Source organism: Lactobacillus helveticus, assembly GCF_046109915.1.
In the GTDB taxonomy this organism is placed as follows: Bacteria; Bacillota; Bacilli; order Lactobacillales; family Lactobacillaceae; genus Lactobacillus; species Lactobacillus helveticus.
The window spans coordinates 56840-74730 of sequence record NZ_CP151471.1; the positions used below are offsets into that span (position 1 = coordinate 56840).

The 17891-nt window shown below is 34.9% G+C and carries 23 protein-coding genes and 1 pseudogene; 16 read left to right on the top strand and 8 right to left on the bottom strand.

The genetic code is table 11. The features are described from left to right. Positions 1-75: 75 nt before the first annotated feature. The 3 genes from AADV52_RS00420 to AADV52_RS00430 are packed head-to-tail and all read left to right on the top strand — an operon-like array spanning position 76 to position 1962. Complete coding sequence (locus AADV52_RS00420) at positions 76-396, top strand: hypothetical protein (RefSeq protein ID WP_014918388.1); 321 nt, start codon at positions 76-78, stop codon at positions 394-396. Beyond that, positions 386-997 carry a WbqC family protein gene (locus tag AADV52_RS00425; RefSeq protein ID WP_014918389.1) on the top strand — a complete coding sequence of 204 codons (612 nt, stop codon included), beginning with the start codon at positions 386-388 and terminating at the stop codon, positions 995-997. Before AADV52_RS00420 ends, AADV52_RS00425 begins: the two co-directional genes overlap by 11 nt. Continuing rightward, entirely contained in the window at positions 997-1962 is a 966-nt protein-coding gene (locus AADV52_RS00430) for an ABC transporter ATP-binding protein (RefSeq protein WP_014918390.1), read from the top strand. Before AADV52_RS00425 ends, AADV52_RS00430 begins: the two co-directional genes overlap by 1 nt. On the opposite strand, the gene AADV52_RS00435 is transcribed toward AADV52_RS00430, so the two are convergent. Beyond that, the gene (locus AADV52_RS00435; RefSeq protein WP_035164034.1) at positions 1955-2812 is read right to left on the bottom strand and encodes an IS982 family transposase; all 858 of its coding nucleotides are present in this window, start codon (positions 2810-2812) and stop codon (positions 1955-1957) included. The genes AADV52_RS00430 and AADV52_RS00435 overlap by 8 nt on opposite strands. Positions 2813-2950: 138 nt before the next feature. On the opposite strand from AADV52_RS00435, the gene AADV52_RS00440 reads away from it, so the two are divergent. The 4 genes from AADV52_RS00440 (at position 2951) to AADV52_RS00455 (ending at position 6738) form a co-directional block, all read left to right on the top strand. Then, positions 2951-3745, top strand: a complete 795-nt coding sequence (locus AADV52_RS00440) for an ABC transporter permease (RefSeq protein WP_107775406.1) — start codon at positions 2951-2953, stop codon at positions 3743-3745. Further along, positions 3726-4526 (top strand): ABC transporter permease, encoded by an 801-nt coding sequence (locus AADV52_RS00445; RefSeq protein WP_012212173.1) that lies wholly within the window; start codon positions 3726-3728, stop codon positions 4524-4526. The genes AADV52_RS00440 and AADV52_RS00445 overlap by 20 nt, the downstream gene beginning before the upstream one ends. 241 nt (positions 4527-4767) lie before the next feature. Then, positions 4768-5946, top strand: a complete 1179-nt coding sequence (locus AADV52_RS00450; RefSeq protein WP_126096229.1) for an IS256 family transposase — start codon at positions 4768-4770, stop codon at positions 5944-5946. 150 nt (positions 5947-6096) lie between these two features. Next, entirely contained in the window at positions 6097-6738 is a 642-nt protein-coding gene (locus AADV52_RS00455) for a hypothetical protein (RefSeq protein ID WP_014918395.1), read from the top strand. 44 nt (positions 6739-6782) lie between these two features. Here AADV52_RS00455 and AADV52_RS00460 read toward each other — a convergent pair whose 3' ends face one another. Then, a complete protein-coding gene (locus tag AADV52_RS00460) occupies positions 6783-7433 on the bottom strand; it encodes a Crp/Fnr family transcriptional regulator (protein WP_014918396.1) in 651 nt (216 codons plus the stop codon). Between the two features lie 145 nt (positions 7434-7578). On the opposite strand from AADV52_RS00460, the gene AADV52_RS00465 reads away from it, so the two are divergent. The 5 genes from AADV52_RS00465 (at position 7579) to AADV52_RS00485 (ending at position 9654) form a co-directional block, all read left to right on the top strand. Beyond that, entirely contained in the window at positions 7579-8133 is a 555-nt protein-coding gene (locus tag AADV52_RS00465; RefSeq protein WP_014918397.1) for a hypothetical protein, read from the top strand. Positions 8134-8275: 142 nt separating this feature from the next. Continuing rightward, positions 8276-8479, top strand: a complete 204-nt coding sequence (locus AADV52_RS00470) for a hypothetical protein (RefSeq protein ID WP_014918398.1) — start codon at positions 8276-8278, stop codon at positions 8477-8479. A 9-nt stretch (positions 8480-8488) separates the two neighbouring features. Further along, positions 8489-9136, top strand: a complete 648-nt coding sequence (locus tag AADV52_RS00475; protein ID WP_014918399.1) for a GyrI-like domain-containing protein — start codon at positions 8489-8491, stop codon at positions 9134-9136. Then, complete coding sequence (locus AADV52_RS00480) at positions 9129-9299, top strand: multidrug MFS transporter (RefSeq protein ID WP_227028457.1); 171 nt, start codon at positions 9129-9131, stop codon at positions 9297-9299. Before AADV52_RS00475 ends, AADV52_RS00480 begins: the two co-directional genes overlap by 8 nt. A gap of 88 nt (positions 9300-9387) precedes the next feature. Beyond that, on the top strand, positions 9388-9654 hold the full coding sequence (locus tag AADV52_RS00485; RefSeq protein ID WP_230856755.1) for an MFS transporter: 267 nt from the start codon (positions 9388-9390) through the stop codon (positions 9652-9654). 307 nt (positions 9655-9961) lie between these two features. Here the strand turns inward: AADV52_RS00485 and AADV52_RS00490 are convergent, their stop codons facing one another. After that, positions 9962-10447 (bottom strand): DUF1836 domain-containing protein, encoded by a 486-nt coding sequence (locus AADV52_RS00490; protein ID WP_014918400.1) that lies wholly within the window; start codon positions 10445-10447, stop codon positions 9962-9964. A 143-nt stretch (positions 10448-10590) separates the two neighbouring features. Here AADV52_RS00490 and AADV52_RS00495 point away from each other — a divergent pair, with 143 nt between their 5' ends. After that, positions 10591-11430 carry a DegV family protein gene (locus AADV52_RS00495; protein WP_014918401.1) on the top strand — a complete coding sequence of 280 codons (840 nt, stop codon included), beginning with the start codon at positions 10591-10593 and terminating at the stop codon, positions 11428-11430. A gap of 263 nt (positions 11431-11693) precedes the next feature. Here the strand turns inward: AADV52_RS00495 and AADV52_RS00500 are convergent. The 4 genes and pseudogenes from AADV52_RS00500 to AADV52_RS00515 all read right to left on the bottom strand — a co-directional run bounded on the left by AADV52_RS00500 (position 11694) and on the right by AADV52_RS00515 (position 13725). Further along, positions 11694-12844: pseudogene (locus tag AADV52_RS00500) on the bottom strand (IS256 family transposase). A gap of 117 nt (positions 12845-12961) precedes the next feature. Further along, a complete protein-coding gene (locus AADV52_RS00505) occupies positions 12962-13144 on the bottom strand; it encodes a hypothetical protein (protein WP_014918403.1) in 183 nt (60 codons plus the stop codon). Beyond that, complete coding sequence (locus AADV52_RS00510) at positions 13131-13394, bottom strand: hypothetical protein (RefSeq protein ID WP_006351721.1); 264 nt, start codon at positions 13392-13394, stop codon at positions 13131-13133. The genes AADV52_RS00505 and AADV52_RS00510 overlap by 14 nt, the downstream gene beginning before the upstream one ends. Positions 13395-13467: 73 nt before the next feature. After that, positions 13468-13725, bottom strand: a complete 258-nt coding sequence (locus AADV52_RS00515; protein ID WP_157951900.1) for a helix-turn-helix domain-containing protein — start codon at positions 13723-13725, stop codon at positions 13468-13470. 40 nt (positions 13726-13765) lie between these two features. Between AADV52_RS00515 and AADV52_RS00520 the strand changes: the two genes are divergently transcribed. From AADV52_RS00520 to AADV52_RS00530, 3 genes are all read left to right on the top strand, one after another. Next, positions 13766-14989: an RNA-guided endonuclease TnpB family protein gene (locus AADV52_RS00520; protein ID WP_126096230.1), complete on the top strand. Its 1224-nt coding sequence runs from the start codon at positions 13766-13768 to the stop codon at positions 14987-14989. A 132-nt stretch (positions 14990-15121) separates the two neighbouring features. Continuing rightward, positions 15122-15940 carry a triphosphoribosyl-dephospho-CoA synthase gene (locus tag AADV52_RS00525; protein WP_014918406.1) on the top strand — a complete coding sequence of 273 codons (819 nt, stop codon included), beginning with the start codon at positions 15122-15124 and terminating at the stop codon, positions 15938-15940. Between the two features lie 91 nt (positions 15941-16031). Beyond that, a complete protein-coding gene (locus tag AADV52_RS00530; protein ID WP_023191303.1) occupies positions 16032-16361 on the top strand; it encodes a hypothetical protein in 330 nt (109 codons plus the stop codon). A gap of 65 nt (positions 16362-16426) precedes the next feature. Here AADV52_RS00530 and AADV52_RS00535 read toward each other — a convergent pair whose 3' ends face one another. Further along, positions 16427-17854: a 6-phospho-beta-glucosidase gene (locus AADV52_RS00535; protein ID WP_014918408.1), complete on the bottom strand. Its 1428-nt coding sequence runs from the start codon at positions 17852-17854 to the stop codon at positions 16427-16429. Positions 17855-17891: the final 37 nt, after the last annotated feature.

Sequence of the window (17891 nt, forward strand, 5' to 3'; positions counted from 1 at the left end):
TGATTTGCTCATAGTGGATTAAAATATGATATTATACTTCCGATTACGTTTATTGTTAAAAATAGGTATAAAATAATGAAATTGAAAAAAATAGGGATCGGTTTATTAATGTTAGCGGGAGCTGTAGCGATGTTAATGGCTATACCTAAACAAGTAAGTGCTGCATCTAATGGAAGAAGCGTGAGTGAACAATATGCAACTGCTGTAGTAGATGAGTATAATGTGAGTTTAGGAAAATATGTTGTTGATAGTAGCACGACTGATCCATATGTAAATTTAATTGGATTCGATTCGGAACCTTTGTGGCAAGCATATAAAAATAGTATGAGAAAACATCATAGAAAACATCATAGAAAGCATCATAGAAAGCATCATAGAAAGCATCATGATAATTAATTTCTTTTTGATATTATTACTTACTGTTTTTTCAATAATTACTGATCTTTTTATTTTTTGTAATATATCTGGTGTATATAAAGGAATTACGAATAAGATTGTTATTTGGATAATAGGTTTTATAACAATTTTATTAGCTATATTTAGCCCGACACGATTATTTGACAGTTTCATTTTTCAAGCATATAATCATGAAAAATATTTTTTAGATGTGTATCCATTAATAAAAAAATTAATTATGTATCCTACTAATAATTTAGCTGATTTTAACATGAATTTTGTAACCAAATTATTAGAGTATTTGAACGTAAATACTAAATTAATAAAAAGTTCAGATTTTCATATAACTTCAAAAAAGAAAAATAAGGTTTTAGATATTTTAATGAAGTTACATGCGACAACTTATCTTTCAGGAAAAGAAAGTTATTTTAATTATCTAAATTTATCCAATTTTCAAAGCAGAAATATAAATATTAAACTTATAAATTATAATTTTAATTCCTTATATGAAAGAGATTCAATTTTAAGACTACTATTTTCATATAATCCAGAAGAAGTAATAGAAATTTTGAATTGTAATGGGAAAGAAGAGAATCCTTGATGAAAAGGCAACAAATAATCCAAGTCCAAGATCTTACTAAAAAGTATTTAATTAATTTGCATGAAAATGGTATTGGTCAAAGAATAAAAAATTTATTTCATCCAAAAGTGAAAGATCTTATTGCAGTGAATTCTATTAGCTTTTCTGTATATGAAGGTGAAAGTGTTGGTTTTATTGGACAAAATGGTGCCGGGAAAACGACAACGATAAAAATGTTGACGGGAACATTATATCCATCTTCAGGCTATTGTCGTGTTTCAGGTTTTAATCCCTCAGATCAAAGCAATGATTTTAAAAGATCCATTGCTGTCGTTATGGGAAATAAGAGTCAACTTTTTCCAGATTTGACGCCCAGAGACTATCTTAATTTATTAAAAGTCATCTATGAAATTGATGATTCTGTTTTTGATAAAACTCTTACTCGAGTATCTCACATGTTAAATATTGAAGATAAATTAGATATCCAGACAAGAAAGCTATCATTGGGTGAACGTATGAAAATGGAATTTCTTGCTGGCATAATAATACAACCTAAAATTTTATTTCTCGATGAACCTACTATTGGATTAGATGTAATTTCCAAAAGAGATATAAGAAATTTCTTGATTGACCTTAATAAACAAGAAAATATAACCATATTTTTAACTTCACATGATATGGAAGACATAATTACAGTGTGTGATAGATTATTAATTATGGACAAAGGTGATCTTATATGGAATGGGTCAACACAAGAACTTATAAATAAGTTTAAAGGAGTAAAATATATAAGTTTTACTAAAGAGGAATTGTTTGACAAGAAAAAGTTAATTTATGAAATAGTGAAAGAGACAGATACAACTATCACTATAAAGGTTCCTAATAATAAATTAGAAAGTGAAATTACTAGATTATCTAAAGAAAGACAAGGCACGAATTATAAAATTAATGAATTAAAAATAGAAGATACGCGTGGTGCTAGTTAAATCGTTCTAGACAATAAGCCAAATTATAAGCTAAAATTGCAATTTCTAACCGGCTTTGAAAGCCTATCAGACTACGTGCTCGATTGTTCTCGGCATTGTAATAGGTCAGAAGCGAAAAGTCGCTTTCTATTGTTCTGCGAATAGCCATCAATTGATGATCATTGTGCTTTTTAGCTCCTGTCATATTTTTACGATATGGTGTCCAAAGTTCATAACCCATTTGTTTTAGCTGTTGATGCAGTTCTTTGCCTAAATAGCCTTCGTCGCCAAGAAGATAGTAATTAGATGGATGGGTATTTTCCATCAGTTCAACTGTCTCCCTGGCATCATGAACTGATGCTTTTGTTACGACATAATCAAGAATGTAACCGTCATCGCTAACAATAGCATGAACTTTGAAACCATAGAAGTAAATTTTCTTGGTGGCCTTATAACCAATGTTGGCATAACCGCGAAAAATTTTAGCACGATAGTTGCGAATTGGTTGGCAAACAGGTACCGGAAAGCTGTCAATGATCAAGAACTGTCCATTCAGGTCAACCTTTTTATTCATTTCTTGCCGTATCTGATAAATCAATTGCAATAGCTGACGTGAACGCCGATTAAAACGTGAGTGTGATAAACAATTGAAACATTCACAGAATCTTCTTTGTGATTCAATTCCTGTCTTAGCTTGCCAGATAAGTAAAGCCAAAATCAGACTGTCCGTAGTTTTAATTTGATCAATATTTCGCCGATGAGTAAACTCAGCTGGTGCATACAAACGATACCAGTGCCGACAAATTATCACTAAATCTTTAAAACTAACTTGTAAATGGTGGCTAAAACGCTTAAGCTTAAGGCAGTTCAATCAGATCAGACTCTTTTCTTTTTGATACTACAACTTGAGTCTAGTCCGATTGGACTTTTTTATTAACTAAAACGATTTAACTAGCACCACGCGTATAGAAGATATAATTATTGAGTTACTTAAAGAAAGGAATGCATAATGAAAATTAATAAATCTATTGCTAAACTTTCTTTAAAATCTTCTCTTTATAATAGAAGTAGTATATTTATCCTTTTATTACAATCAATAATTCCTGTATTAGTTATGTTTTATTTATGGTCAGGTATTTTAAATGGAAATAGAGAAATAGGTGGACTAACTAATAGTCAAATGATTACTTACTATGTTGGAGTAAATTTTATTAATTTTTTTATTTGGTATGCCATTGATTGGGAACTAAATAATGATATCCATTCGGGAAAAGTATCTAATATTTTACATAGACCTATTACTATTCAAAGATATTATTTTAATAAGATGATAGGTGACAGAATAGCAAATATAATTGTACTTTTACCAATATTTATCGTAGGTGTCATATATTTAATATTAGTAAGACAGACAAACATCAATTTAATTAGCGGAATACTTTTTATAATTAGTTTGACTTTCACAGCTGTTTTATGGTTTTTATTTTCATTTATAATTGGATGCTTAGCTTTTTGGTTTGAAAATTTATTTTTTGTTTTGCTGGTAAAAGATGTCCTTATAAGCTTATTGGCAGGGTATTATTTTCCTTTAAGCATTTTGCCTGATTTTTGGAAAAAGGTAGTTAATTTATTGCCGTTTAAATATTTCGGTAATTATCCTGTTAACATTATTTTGGAAAATCAGCCTATAAATAACTGGATTGAAAATACAATAATTGAATTAGGTTGGATGTTTGTATTGTACATTGTGTTATTGGTAGTTATTAAAAAAGGGCTAAAAAGATATGCAGATATTATGGGATAAGATAAATAAAAACATTCGTTTAATTAGGGCATTAATTAAGATAGCTATTTTAGATAGTTTTTCGTTTAGATTGGATATGCTATTTGGACTTTTTTCTTCTATTATCTGGATGGGTATACCCATAATCTTTTTTAAAATCATTTTTTTAAACGTAGATAATATTGTAGGATGGTCATTTAATGAATGTTTATTGCTAGTTGGCATATACACATTTATTGATGGAATTATGATGAGTTTTTTAATTCGCTCCATGCCTAAACTTGAATATGATATCAGAGAAGGTGAATTAGATTCTGTATTGATTAAACCCATGAATGCACAATTGTATTATTTTTTTCGATCTATAGATTTTACGCAGCTTTTAAATTCTTTATTAGGTGTAGCTGTAATTGTGTATGCTTTAATTTCTATTAAGTTTACAGGGATTAATTTGTTCTTGTCTTTTCTTTCTTGTTTGTTGGGATGTAGTATTTATTATTCTATTTGGTTTATTTGGACTATTTCGGCTTTTTGGTTCCCTACAAACTTTGGGCGAACGGATTTGTTTTTAAGCATGATTACAATTGGAAGGTATCCAGCTCCTATTTATAAAGGAGTGGGATACTTTATCTTTAATTTTTTGATGCCTTTTGGCTTAATTGCAACTCCATCAGCTATGGTATTAATTTTATCGTCTTACAAAATAATGTTAATTCAACTAATTGTAACTGTAATTTTTGTAAGTCTTGATATATTTTTATGGAAACTAGGAGTTAAAAAATATGATGGTTCAGGTAGATAATAATTATGATGTAATTTTTCCCATAGTAACTATGGGAAAAAAATCATTGCTCAAGTAACTATGGGAAAAAAATCATTGCTCAGTACTATTCGTAATTTAACTGTAAATCTGAGACTGTAAAATAGTTTGTGTAAGGATGAATGATTCCTTAATTTAATTTCTTAAAATATTAGAAAAAGGAGTTCCTTTCTCGTATGATTGGTTTAAACAAAAAAACACATACAGAAAGAAGAACTCCTTCATGAATGATTTTACCAAAAATATGGCACAAGCTCTATTCAATCAAGACAAAATAAACAATTTATTGTGCAAAGAACTCCAGCAAGCAGTTAATGACCTATTGAAAGCTGAACTGACTGCGTTTTTAGGCTATGATCCTTATGCCAGAGCTGGCTGGAATACAGGCAGTTCACGCAATGGTGTTTACTTTCGCAAGGTTGATACGCAGTTTGGCGAGATTGAAATCCAGGTGCCACGAGACCGCAACGGCCTGTTTCATCAGCACCCGCTGCCTGACTACAAGCAGCACTCCGATGTTTTGGAAAACATGATCATCAAGCTTTACTCTAAAGGCGTAACTACCAGAGAGATAGCTGATTTGATTGAAAAAATGTATGGCAGCCATTACAGCCCCGCTCAAGTATCCAATATTTCTAAGCAGATGATCCTCAAGGTAGAGGCCTATCACAAGCGTAAGCTTAGCGATAAGTTCTTCTGCGTTTATCTAGACGCTGCCTACGTTCCTCTGCGCCGAGAAACTTTTGAACGTGAAGCTGTCTATATTGCCATTGGCATCAAACCTAATGGCCACAAGGAAGTTATCGACTACTGCATTGTGCCCAATGAAAACATTGAAGTCTGGACGGAGCTGCTCCAAAGCATGAAATCTCGCGGCTTAGAGCAAGTAGAGCTTTTTCTTTCAGATGGCGTTGTGGGCATGAAGACAGCACTGGCAAAGACCTATCCTCAAGCTCATTTCCAGCGTTGCTTGGTTCATGTCATGCGTAATATCTGCGCTAAAGTACGCGTGGAGGATTGCGAGGCAATTATGAACGAATTCAAGCAGATTCACCAGCAAGCCAATAAAGCAGCTGCTGTTGATGTATTGCATGCCTTCTATGCCAAATGGGACAAGAGTTATAATCATGTCATAAGAAACCTGAAAGACATCGAGCCGGACCTGCTGGTCTTCTATAATTATCCTAAGCAGATCAGAGCTTCAATTTACTCTACCAACATGATTGAATCTTTTAACAACGTCATTAAGCGCAAGGCTAAGCCTAAAGCAGAGTTTCCGACTGAACAGTCGCTTGATGCTTTTATTGGCATTCAAGCAATGAGTTACAATGACCGCTACTTCAACCGAATTCACAAAGGCTTTGGTCAGGTTCAGGACACCTTAGAATCTTACTTTGATTAAATAAAGAATAAAAAATCAATCTATGAGAAAGATCTATTTACACAAAAGATTTAACAGTTTCCTAATATGTGCTAGAATGTATTTGAAAGTTGCAAAAGATAAATTAAGCAGCTTACAATTATTTTTTTGTATAAAGAGGCTGTATTTAAAATGAAATTTCAAAAATTAGTAATGAGTGTATTGTTAGTGGCTGGTACTGCTAGTGCACTGGCTGTTGCTCCTGTATCAGTAAATGCTGCAACTAGCAAGAATGCTCCTGTAGCAGTTCAAAACAAAACTAACTTTACCAAGGAAGGCTACATCATGCGCATTCTTAATGATAAAGATGCGTCAAAGATTTATGTTGGTAAGTCCAACTACAAGAAATTAGTTAAAAATATCACGCCTTCAAAGAAAGCAAAAACTATTAGTCCTAAAAAGGTTCAAAAAGTTAAGTTTAGAATAGAAAAAGTTCTTAACGTTAAGGGCCGTGGTGCTGGTGCACCAGTATATTTGGTTGCTTCTAAGGATAAGAAATATTCTAGTTGGACTACTCAATCTGGTTTGCAATACTATTACTTAAATAGCAAAGCAATGAAGAATGTGAAAAAGCCACTGATGAGAATTGCTAATAGATTGAATACTAGTCTTAAGAAAGCAAACAACAAACGTGACTTTAATGCTGCTATGAAGGCTGCTAAAAAGTTACATGGTAATCAAAGAAAGTTTGTTTTACGTTTTTTGAAGCAGTTAAAGAAAGATGGCTCAATGAACGTGGGTGGAACTAATCTGTTAATTTTTGGTTTGCAATAAAATAAATAAGCTCAGCATTTGCTGGGCTTTATTTTTTGCATAATTTATCTTTTCACATTAATCCAGCGACCATGAACTTCAATTTTGCCATCTTTTTCTAGTTCTTTTAACTTACGGCTGAATGTCTCCGGCGTAATTCCTAAATAACTGGCTAAGTCCTTTTTCTTTAGTTCTAATTTTACTTCATTTTTGCCTTGCTCATTGGCAAGGTCATTCAAGTAAGCTAATATCCGTTCTTTGGCATCCAAGGTGTTTCTAAGCACCGAATTATGTTCAATTGCGACTAACTTTTTACCGAAATTATTTAAAAGCTTCAATGACAAATCTGGTGTTTTCTGCAAAAGTTTTTGAAAATCTGCGCGGTTAATTGAGCAAACCCAGGTGTCCTCCACAGCTTCAACAAAGTTTTCACTTTCGCCTTGTTTGAATAAATGCTGTTGTCCCTCAATGTCGCCTTTTTGGAGTATACCTAGCACAACTTCTTTGCCATCTTTTGATAGGTTGTAAACTTTAGCCTTTCCCTGATCGATGACAATCATGCCATCTTTGCCGTCGTCAGGTTGCCTAATGATACTTCCTTTAGGAAATCTTTGCTGGTGCTCGGAGACGGCTATTAGTTTTTCTTTTAATTCAATTGGTAAATCAGTAAAAAGGGCTGCTTTACTTAAGCAAGCAACAGGTGAATGTTTTGTCATAAAAATCATCTTTTCTAAAGTTCTTGATTTAAATCAATTTTATCATAATAGCTTCTTATTATAATTAATTACGATAAGTGTTGAGACAATAAATTATTACTCAAAGATTGTAAGATGAATTTGAAATATAGAAAGGATCATCAAGATGAAAAAATATATTGCACACATTACTCCATTAAATGCAGATAAGATTGGTTGCGAAGCTCACGGCACCGCTGAATTTACTGAAGATGGCGACAAGCTTCATGTTAAAGTAGAGATGTTCGATACTCCTAAGAATATTGAACACTGGGAACACTTCCACGGCTTTCCTGATGGTAAGGAAGCCAATGTTCCAACTATGGCGCAAGATAAGAACTATGATGGCTTTATTGATTTGCCAGGAACTGAAGAAGTATCAGGTACAACTATGGTGCCATTAGATGAGGCACCACAAGATATGAACATCCCTCACGATGGTTATCCTGTCGCAGACGAAAAAGGTCATTACGAATATGAAATCGATGTTCCGTTGAAAAAGTTGCAAGCTAAGTTCAAGGATGCTTTTGGCAGCGAAGATCTTCAACTAGATAAGCGTGTAGTTTACGTACACGGTGTACCAAAAGATCTTGAATTGCCTGACACCGTTGGTGGCTGCGTAATGAGCTATGACGCACACACTACTTTGCCAATTGCAGCAGGTAAGATTGAAGAAGTTTAATAAATATAATCCTATTCATGAGTTACTGTAATTTCTGAATAGGATTTTTTCATGCATAAATTTGTATAAATTGAGCCGACCATCAAAGAAGTATAGAATTAGATGTATCTTAATGAAAGTATTAGAAAGTGAAGATATAGATATGGGCAAATACGATCAATTATGGCAGTACATTAAAGACAACAAAACTGGCAACTTTGAGCTCTCATTTGATGAGGTTGAAAAAGCAGCAGGACGGCCAATTGACCATTCATTTTTGCGCTATAAGAAAGAGCTGCCTGACTATGGTTTTGAGGTAAAAAAGATTTCTCTCAAGAACAAGACAGTTAAGTTTCATCAATTATAGAGGCAGGACATGGCATACGATTTTAAAAAAGAAGAAAAGCAGTTTTATCGTCCAGGCAAAAAGCCTGAATTAATTGATATTCCGCAGATGCAATATCTTGCTGTTCAAGGTCAGGGCGATCCAAATCAAGAGGGCGGAGAATACAAGCAGGATCTACAATTATTGTATAGTTTAGCCTATACAATTAAAATGAGTAAAAAAGGCTCACATCAGATTAAAGATTATTTTGACTTCGTGGTTCCACCGCTTGAAGGATTTTGGTGGCAGGATAGCGATGAAGGCATTGATTATGCTCATAAAGAAAGATTCAATTTTATTTCCTGCATTCGAATGCCTGAGTTTGTGACAGATGAAGTTTTGGCTTGGGCTAAAAAAGAATCTGCAATTAAAAAAGGCTTGGATTTTTCATCAGTCAAGTTAATTACTTTGACAGAAGGAAAATGCGTACAAATTATGCATCATGGTAGTTATGATGATGAGCCTGCTACTATCGCTAAGATGCACCAATTCATTGCTAAAAATGATTTGGAATTAGACTTTTCAGATCAGCATCGTCATCATGAGATCTATTTATTAAATCCTCAACGCACAAAGTTAGAAAATTTAAAAACGATTATTCGCTTGCCAGTTAAAGAAAAGAAGATGAAAAATGACTAAAAAAGTTACACCACGTTTGGTGATGGCGATTTTATCGGCGGGGATGCTCTCATTTTTGGGAATCCTTGATGAAACGGCAACGACAGTTACTTTTCCAATCTTGACTAGAGACTTTGCGATTACTACCGATCAAGTTCAATGGGTTAATACCCGGTGTTGCTAGTGATTGCAACGATTGTGCCAATTAGTTCACAGATTAGGTTGAGAATTCCTATCAAAAAACATTTATTCTAGGAGTTTCATTATTTATATTGGGCTTACTGATTGATATCATTACTCCATGGTTTGATCTCTTGTTAGTAGGTCGAGCCTTGCAAGGAATTGGTACCGGTATAGGCTTGCCGCTGATGTATAACATTATCTTGGCTGAGGTGCCAAAAGAAAAGCTGGGCTTCATGATGGGAATCGTGACGATAATTACCGCTTGTGCCGTAGCCTTTGGTCCGGTGTTCGGTGGTATCGTGACTGATGCGCTTAATTGGCGCTGGTATTTGTACCGAAGCAAAGTAAATAATTGAATAGTTAAAAGGGGAAGTCTATGAATTTAAATAATGACAAAAATTTAAAATTTTTAGATACTGCGGAAGCATTACAAGGCAAAAAAAGTAGAAATTCATGCCATTACTAAAATTGGTAGTTTAAAAGATCTAGATCAGTGGATAGATAGTTTATGATTTGTAAGTTCAGTGAAAGCTGAACTTTTTTATTTTGCTTTGTTTAATAATTAAAATCTTTGAAAAATTGATCAATACATTAAGCTAAATTATGGTAATTTTGATTAATATAGAAGGCATAAAGTAAAAGGCCCAACATAAGTTGAGTCTTTTAAATTTCCCTGAAAAATTGATACAAGTATTCCCGATAAGCGAAGGCCATGATGACGTTGCGCAGCATTTGTTTTTGACTGGTATTATTGTGACCGATCTTTTGCAGTTCTTTCTTTTGGTTGAAAACATATAATAAGACATTCTGCAATTCAGCGGCAAAGTAATTATAAGCGACTTCGGTTGAATAGGTCTTTTGCTGGATGGCAATCGCTTTGCGCAGGTCTTCTTGATCCATCACGTTTTTTGCAATGGTGATAAAAAGTAGGGTGGCGATTTGCTCACGGCTGTATAGCCGGCCTTCAGGGGATGCAATTAGATCATGTTTAACATAATTGCTGACCATTGAACTCGTAATCTTGATATTTCCTAAGGGCGCTAAACATTGATTTATATAGTTCACTACTTGCTTTAAATATAATCCCATTGCGGGAATTTCTTGGTATGAAGGAAATTTTAATTGTTCTACTGCTACTTCCTTTTTCATATTTTTTCTCCTCACTTTGGTTAAATTAATTATTTTCTATTTTGAAGGTTCTGTCAATTAATATCTTGCTATAAGTTTTTTAAAAACCGTTGACATGATATTTAAAAACGTATATTATCAAGGACATAAGTGAGGTAACGAAAATGACGATAAAGATAATTACAGATTCCGGTGCTGATGCCTTTGTGTCTTCGATCGAAGGCGTAGCACATCAATCCGTTCCATTAACAATTAGAGCAGGTTCATCTTCTTGGATCGACGATGGCAAGCTTAATATTCCAGAGTTTGTCACTGCATTGAAGCAGACTAATGAACGGACGTCGACTGCTTGTCCCAGTGTTCACGACTGGTTAGATGCTTTTGCTGGCGCAGATGAAATTTTTGTATTAACGATTACTAGTGCATTGTCAGGAACATATAATTCTGCAGTGCAAGCAGCCAAGATTTTTACTGAAAAACATACTAATGTGAAGATTCATGTATTCGATACCTTGTCAGCAGGACCACAGATTCGGTTGCTTGCGGAAGATATTGCGACGATGATCAATGATGGATTGCATTTTGACCAAGTTGTTGAAACGATGAAGTATCGCATTCGTCAGACGGATTTGCTTTTTGTATTGGAGAACCTGGATAATCTAGCCAATAATGGTCGGATCAATCCTGCAATGGCGCGGATCGCACATGCACTTAAGTTGAATATTGTTGGTACAGCTAGCGATGCTGGTAAGTTTGAGATGCTCGGCAAGATTCGCAGTAGTAAGAAGATCTTTTCAAAAATGCTTAAGATCATGGAAAAATCTGGTTATTGTGGCGGCAGAGTATTGATCGATTATGTTGGCTTTAGCGATAAGGCAGCTAAGATGAAGGAGACTATCCTATCTGTATATCCATCAGCTCAGGTTTCTTTGTCTGAATGTGGTGGGCTTTGTACTTATTATGCCGAAGATGGCGGCTTGATGATTGGTTACGAGAAAAATTAGTAATGTAAAAGCCCAAGGTGTGTAGTATACCTTGAGCTTTTTGAATGAAATTAAAACTCAATTTTCATTTGCTTATTACTGAAGAAACTACCAATCATTATGATTTTTTGTTTTTCATCTACTCGATAAAAGATAGCATATTTTTTACCAATAGTAATACGGTAGGTAGGGATCGGAAAATGATAAATTGAACTTACATCTTGAAACTGTCAAATAGTTTGTGTAAATAGATCTTTCTCGTAAATTGATTTTTTAATTTTTTCTTAGTCAAAGTAGGATTCCAATGTATCCTGCACTTGGCCGAAGCCTTTATGGATTCGGTTGAAGTAGCGATCATTGTAGCTTATTGCCTGAATGCCAATGAAAGTATCAAGCGACTGCTCGCTTGGAAACTCTGCTTTGGGCTTTGCCTTGCGTTTAACGACATTGTTAAAGGATTCAATCATGTTGGTGGAATAGATTGAGGGTCTGATCTGTTTGGGATAGTTGTAAAAGACCAATAGATCAGGCTCAATGTCTTTTAGATTCCTAATGACATGATTGTATGCCTTGTTCCATTTGTCATAGAATGCATGAAGAGTTTGTACAGCGGCTGTCTAATCTGCTTGAAATCGTTCATGATTGTCTCACGATCGTCAACACGCACTTTATTGCAAATATTGCGCATGACATGAACCAGGCAGCGCTGAAAATGTGCTTTGGGATAAGTCTTTGCCAGAGCTGTTTTCATGCCGACAACACCGTCAGACAAGAAAAGCTCGACTTGCTTCAAACCCCGCGATCTCATGTTTTGAAGCATTTCAGTCCAAACTTCGACGTTTTCGCTGGGTGCTATGCAGTAGTCGATTACTTCTTTATGGCCATTGGGCCTGATGCCGATGGCAATATAGACGGCTTCACGCTCAAACGTTTCTCGGCACAGCGGAAGATACGTTGCGTCAAGATAAACGCAAAAGAACCTGTCGCTAAGCTTGCGTTTGTGATAGGCTTCAACCTTTGGAATCATTTGCTTGGAAATATTTGATACCTGAGCCGGACTGTAATGGCTGCCGTACATCTTTTCAATCAGATCGGCTATTTCTCTGGTAGTGACGCCTTTGATAATCATGCTTTCCAGGACGTCCGAGTGCTGCTTGTAGTCAGGCAGAGTGTGCTGATGAAATTCGCCGTTTCTGTCTCTGGGAACCTGAATTTCGATCTGGCCAAACTGCGTATCAACCTTGCGATAATAGATGCCGTTTCTGGAATTGCCAGAGTTCCATCCGCTTTTTGCATAAGGATCATAGCCTAAAAAGGCAGTCAATTCAGCTTCAAGCAATTGATTAACTGCAGTTTGAATTTCCTTGCGCAAAAAATCATTAACTTTGTCTTGATTGAATAGTGCTTGAGCCATATTTTTGGTAAAATCATTCATGAAGGAGTTTTTCTTTCTGTATGTTGTTTTTTTGTTCAATCCAATCATACGAGAAAGGAACTCCTTTTTCTAATGTTTTCAGAAATTAATTTAAGGAATCATTCATCCTTACACAAATTATTTTACGGTCTCTACATCTTGGCTGATAAAAGGAAAATCACTGAGTAAGTGAATATTTTTAGAAATCAGTGGAATATAATTTTGAATTGTATCATCGGAAAATCCTAAATCCATTTGCCAATAAGTTATGGTTTGAGATAACGATGAAGCGAAGCTCTCACTATATTTAATTTGATACATTATCCCATCCATACTTTCCAAACTTTGCTTGCATGTCTTGTTCCGTCAATGATTTTTTATCAAATTCGGCAAAGCTTTTTTCTATTAGTTCACGATCATGTTTAACAGCAGTAGAATTTAAATCAATAATTACTTTATGATGTTGCTGATCGACCTTGTATTCCAATTTAGCACCATCTTCAACACCCCAATCTTTAGGGAAAATGCTTCCTAAAGAGTTACCAATTTTTCTAACTTTAAGTTCTTTCATGATAATCACCTCTCGTATTATTTATGTTAATTAGATTATAACATGTTATAACATAAAAAAATTTCATTAATCCTTATCGATTATTCTTCCGATACTGACTCGGAGAAATCTTCATAATTTGATGAAAACAACGTTCAAAATGATTAGGCGAACTATAGCCGGTCAAGTTGCTTATTTCTGCAATGCTATGATCAGTAAATTGCAGAAGTTGGCAGCTTTTTTTAATGCGATAATAATTTATTAAATAATTAAAAGAGTAGTCCGAACTTTTGAAAATTAGCTTACCCAAATAAGCTTTGTCGTAATTAAATTTCTGTGCTAGTGTATCCAAAGTAATCGTAGTTGCTTATTTTCCCTTCTTTCTTAAACATATGTTTGATATAATCTTAAAAAGAAAGGAGGGAACAAATGTGCTAAAAGAGATCAAATTAAGACTCTATCCTAATAAAATTCAACAAAACCAGCTTGAGCAGATGTTTGGCAATGATCGTTTTGTTTGGAATCAAATGCTGGCCATGATGAATGAGCGCTATCAGAATAATAAAGCTTTGCCTTTTTTAGGCAAGTTCAAGCTGAATTATCTGCTTAAGCCGCTTAAAAAAGAATATCCTTTTTTGAAAAACAGCGATTCTTCAAGCTTGCAGGTAGTTAATGAATTCCTAACTCAATCTTGGAAGAACTTCTTTCAAGATAAAACTGTTCAAATTGGCAAGCCTCGTTTTCATTCACGCAAGTATCTGAAAAAGTCTTATACAGGCAAGTCAATCATAAAAACTGCAGGTAAAAGGTACTTGAAGATTCCTAAATTAGGCTATGTCAAAACCAGCAAGACTGGAGTTTTGCAAAACACTAAGATTAAGCGCTACACTGTTCTGCTTGAACCAACGGGCAAGTATTATTTGTCTCTACAAGCTGAAATACCTGAACCAGAGAAGTATAGCTTAACTGACAAACAGGTTGGAATTGATGTTGGCGTAGCTGATTTAGCAATTCTGTCTAATGGGCTAAAATATCCTAGTTTTGACAGTTCTTATTTTGAAAAGAAAGCCAAAGTCTGGCAAAGAAAATATGCTCGTCGCAGACATTTAGCTAAATTATTAGTTTTGCAAGACAGGAATAAAAAGGTGCTTTGTCCTAGAAGCTTAGAAAGCTTCACTAATTGGCAAAAAGCGCAAAAGTCAAAAGCTAAGTGCCAAGCTAAAGTAGCAAATCAGCGCAGAGATTATCTGCATAAACTAACTACGCATTTAGTTAAGCAATATGATGTAATTGCGATTGAAGATTTGAAAACCAAGAATCTTCAGAAAAATCATCACTTGGCTAAGTCAATTGCCAATGCTTCATGGCGGATATTCAGACAAATGCTAGAATACAAATGCGAATGGTATGGAAAAAAGCTAATTGCAGTTGATCCTAAGAATACTTCCAGAATTTGTTCAAAATGTGGCTATAATAGTGGCGCTAAGCCATTAGAAATTCGTGAATGGACTTGTTCTAAGTGTCAAACCAAGCATGACCGAGATATTAATGCGGCAGTTAATATCCTGCATAAAGCAACGCCAACTGTTCAGGGACTGGCCATGGTAACAAGCTGAGTTCCGTGAGTTAGGTATTTGACTAGTTCAATGTAAGATCCTAAACACTACTCAGTGTTCCCAGAAACCCGGCACTTCAGTGTCGGTGTAGTTCATTAAAGAATGGATATTTAAGTAATTAGGAAGAGACAAATGGCAATAGAAGAGATCGCTCAAAATGCATTGAAAGCATTGCTTTATGAAGTAGTTACTAATCCCAAACCTGGTTTGGTTGATCCAGTTGATGTGGGTTCGCATCCCGATATGAACGTTTATATGTTTATTGATAGTAGTTTAAGTTTGGAAAAATATTTTGTTCAAGCTGCTGAGATTGGTTTTAACTTTGCTAGACAAGATTTGAGACAAATGTTTGAATTGCTGCGCCAAGCTGGGATTAAGGCAGAAAAAACAATGTTTGCTGCCACAAATAATGTGAATACTCATAAAGGGGCGGTTTTTTCGTTAGGATTGTTTGTCTGTGCTAGTAGTTATTGTCAAAAACACGGCGGTAATGAGTTTGAAATAATTCAGATGATGACTAAAGGCTTAGTTAAGCATGATTTGGGAAAGAAGAGCGAGACTGCTGGAGAAAGACAATTTTTGCAATATGGCAAAGGTGGCGTGAGAGCAGAAGCAGAGGCGGGATATCCTTTGGTGAGGGATGTCGCATTGCCATTTTTAGCACAGACAAGTGGCGATTTGAACACACGCTTGCTTGATACCTTGATGAAGATTGTTAGTGAAATTGAAGATTCTAATTTGATTAAAAGAGCTGGCAATGTTGAAGTAATTGATTGGGCACATAAGCAGGCACAGAAATATTTGTCATTGGGTAGTTATGGCACTCAAGCTGGCAAACAATTCATGTTAGAGTTAAATCGTATTTTTAAAGAAAAGAATTATAGCCTTGGCGGTAGTGCTGATTTGCTGATTATTACTATCTTTATGGGGTTGCAGCGTGGAATGATATAAAAATCTTAAGTCATATTGTTTGGGTATTTTCAAAAAGGACACCATACTGAAAGTGAGAAAAATGATTTTTCACGAAAGGATGGAAAATGCAATGGACGATTATGTAATTGATTTTGATTCATTAAGTTACTTGAAGCCAGAGACTTTAGCCATTATGAAGTTATTAGTAAAGAAATATAATGAAAGTAAAGACGATGACGTTTTGCAAGATGGAGTAGTGGTCAGCTTTGATGAACTAGCTAAGGCAGCTAAGATTCCGGTTGATAAATTACCTGATGAAGTTTTTCATGATTTAGATGCGGAAAGAAATCAATTTGATGAAGAAAAGCGAGGCTATGAACCGTTGGTTGCTAGTTGTTTAGCTGATGAAGAAGACCGCGAATTCAGAATTATTATTAACCATCGTTTGTTTGAATTCTAAAATAATATCAAAAAAGATCGATGATCAACGTTTTTTAACGAAGATCATCGATCTTTTGTTTTTCATTAATCTAAATCCGCACCATTTGAGGCAATTACTTTTTTATACCAGTAAAAAGAATCCTTAGGGTAGCGCTTGAAACTGCCTTTACCATGATCATCTTCATTAACATAGATAAAGCCATAGCGTTTCTTCATTTCACCGGTACTTGCACTAACTAAATCAATACATCCCCATGGCAGATAGCCGATTAAGTCTATGCCATCATCAATTACTGCCTTTTCCATTTGTTTAATATGATCTCGGAAGTACTGAATGCGATAATCATCGTGAATTTGATGATCATCAGTCATTTTGTCATAAGCACCAAGTCCATTTTCTACGATAAATAGAGGCTTGTGCCAGCGAGTGGTCATCCAGTTCATTGCGTACCGCAGGCCAATGGGGTCGATAGCCCAACTCCAATCATTGGTTTTAATATATGGATTTTCAACGAGATCTTGATATTCACGATAATCCATATGGTCAGTATATTTTGCAGTGAACGACATGTAATAAGAGAATGCAATGTAATCTACTGTACCATTCTTCAATATTTGTAAATCTTTTTCAGTAATATCTAAATGGTAATTCTTACGGTCAAAGTAGGCTTTTAACCAATTTGGATATTCACCATTAACGTGGATATCGCCAAAGTAGAGACGCGTGTCCATTGCACGTTGGGCAAAAAGAATATCTTCAGGTTTAGATGATGCAGGATAGATAGGGCAGAAGGCCAGCATACAGCCAATTTGTAATGATGGATCAATAGCGTGTCCGATTTGAACGGCTTCAGCACTAGCAACCAATTCATAGTGGGCTGCCTGATACATCATTTTTTCTTTATCGTCACCCTTTTTGAAAAGAAGACCAGAATTTTTTAACACATTACCGATATCTTCATAATTGGCTTGATTGTTAATTTCATTAAAGGTCATCCAATATTTAACTTTGTTGTGATATCTTTCAAAACAAACGTGAGCAAAACGAGTAAAGAAATCAATTAACTTACGATTAGACCAACCGCCATATTTGGTTACTAAGTGATATGGCATCTCGAAGTGAGAAAGAGTGACGACAGGCTGAATATCATATTTTAATAATTCATCAAATAAATCATCATAGAATTTAAGTCCAGCTTCGTTAGGTGCATCTTCATCACCATTTGGAAAAATACGCGTCCATGCAATTGAAGTTCTAAACGCCTTGAATCCCATCTCTGCCATCATCTTAATGTCTTCTTTGTAATGATGGTAAAAATCAATTCCTACATGGTTAGGATAATATTTATCTTTTTCAATTGTCTTAGTAATTTCACGAGGATGATCACGATCGCCGAGTGTCATAATATCAGCGATAGAGATTCCTTTTCCGCCTTCTTGATATGCGCCTTCAAGTTGGTGGGCAGCAACGGCGCCACCCCATAAAAAATTCTTATCTAAAGTTCTAGTCATAAAAAAACTCCTTTGATTCATTGCTTACTTGCATTAT

Coding starts and splice junctions, on each gene's coding strand:
- AADV52_RS00420 (WP_014918388.1), top strand. CDS start 76: ATGAAATTGAAAAAAATAGGGATCGGTTTATTAATGTTAGCGGGAGCT.
- AADV52_RS00425 (WP_014918389.1), top strand. CDS start 386: ATGATAATTAATTTCTTTTTGATATTATTACTTACTGTTTTTTCAATA.
- AADV52_RS00430 (WP_014918390.1), top strand. CDS start 997: ATGAAAAGGCAACAAATAATCCAAGTCCAAGATCTTACTAAAAAGTAT.
- AADV52_RS00440 (WP_107775406.1), top strand. CDS start 2,951: ATGAAAATTAATAAATCTATTGCTAAACTTTCTTTAAAATCTTCTCTT.
- AADV52_RS00445 (WP_012212173.1), top strand. CDS start 3,726: ATGCAGATATTATGGGATAAGATAAATAAAAACATTCGTTTAATTAGG.
- AADV52_RS00450 (WP_126096229.1), top strand. CDS start 4,768: ATGAATGATTTTACCAAAAATATGGCACAAGCTCTATTCAATCAAGAC.
- AADV52_RS00455 (WP_014918395.1), top strand. CDS start 6,097: ATGAAATTTCAAAAATTAGTAATGAGTGTATTGTTAGTGGCTGGTACT.
- AADV52_RS00460 (WP_014918396.1), bottom strand. CDS start 7,433: ATGACAAAACATTCACCTGTTGCTTGCTTAAGTAAAGCAGCCCTTTTT.
- AADV52_RS00465 (WP_014918397.1), top strand. CDS start 7,579: ATGAAAAAATATATTGCACACATTACTCCATTAAATGCAGATAAGATT.
- AADV52_RS00470 (WP_014918398.1), top strand. CDS start 8,276: ATGGGCAAATACGATCAATTATGGCAGTACATTAAAGACAACAAAACT.
- AADV52_RS00475 (WP_014918399.1), top strand. CDS start 8,489: ATGGCATACGATTTTAAAAAAGAAGAAAAGCAGTTTTATCGTCCAGGC.
- AADV52_RS00480 (WP_227028457.1), top strand. CDS start 9,129: ATGACTAAAAAAGTTACACCACGTTTGGTGATGGCGATTTTATCGGCG.
- AADV52_RS00490 (WP_014918400.1), bottom strand. CDS start 10,447: ATGAAAAAGGAAGTAGCAGTAGAACAATTAAAATTTCCTTCATACCAA.
- AADV52_RS00495 (WP_014918401.1), top strand. CDS start 10,591: ATGACGATAAAGATAATTACAGATTCCGGTGCTGATGCCTTTGTGTCT.
- AADV52_RS00505 (WP_014918403.1), bottom strand. CDS start 13,144: ATGTATCAAATTAAATATAGTGAGAGCTTCGCTTCATCGTTATCTCAA.
- AADV52_RS00510 (WP_006351721.1), bottom strand. CDS start 13,394: ATGAAAGAACTTAAAGTTAGAAAAATTGGTAACTCTTTAGGAAGCATT.
- AADV52_RS00520 (WP_126096230.1), top strand. CDS start 13,766: ATGTTTGATATAATCTTAAAAAGAAAGGAGGGAACAAATGTGCTAAAA.
- AADV52_RS00525 (WP_014918406.1), top strand. CDS start 15,122: ATGGCAATAGAAGAGATCGCTCAAAATGCATTGAAAGCATTGCTTTAT.
- AADV52_RS00530 (WP_023191303.1), top strand. CDS start 16,032: ATGGACGATTATGTAATTGATTTTGATTCATTAAGTTACTTGAAGCCA.
- AADV52_RS00535 (WP_014918408.1), bottom strand. CDS start 17,854: ATGACTAGAACTTTAGATAAGAATTTTTTATGGGGTGGCGCCGTTGCT.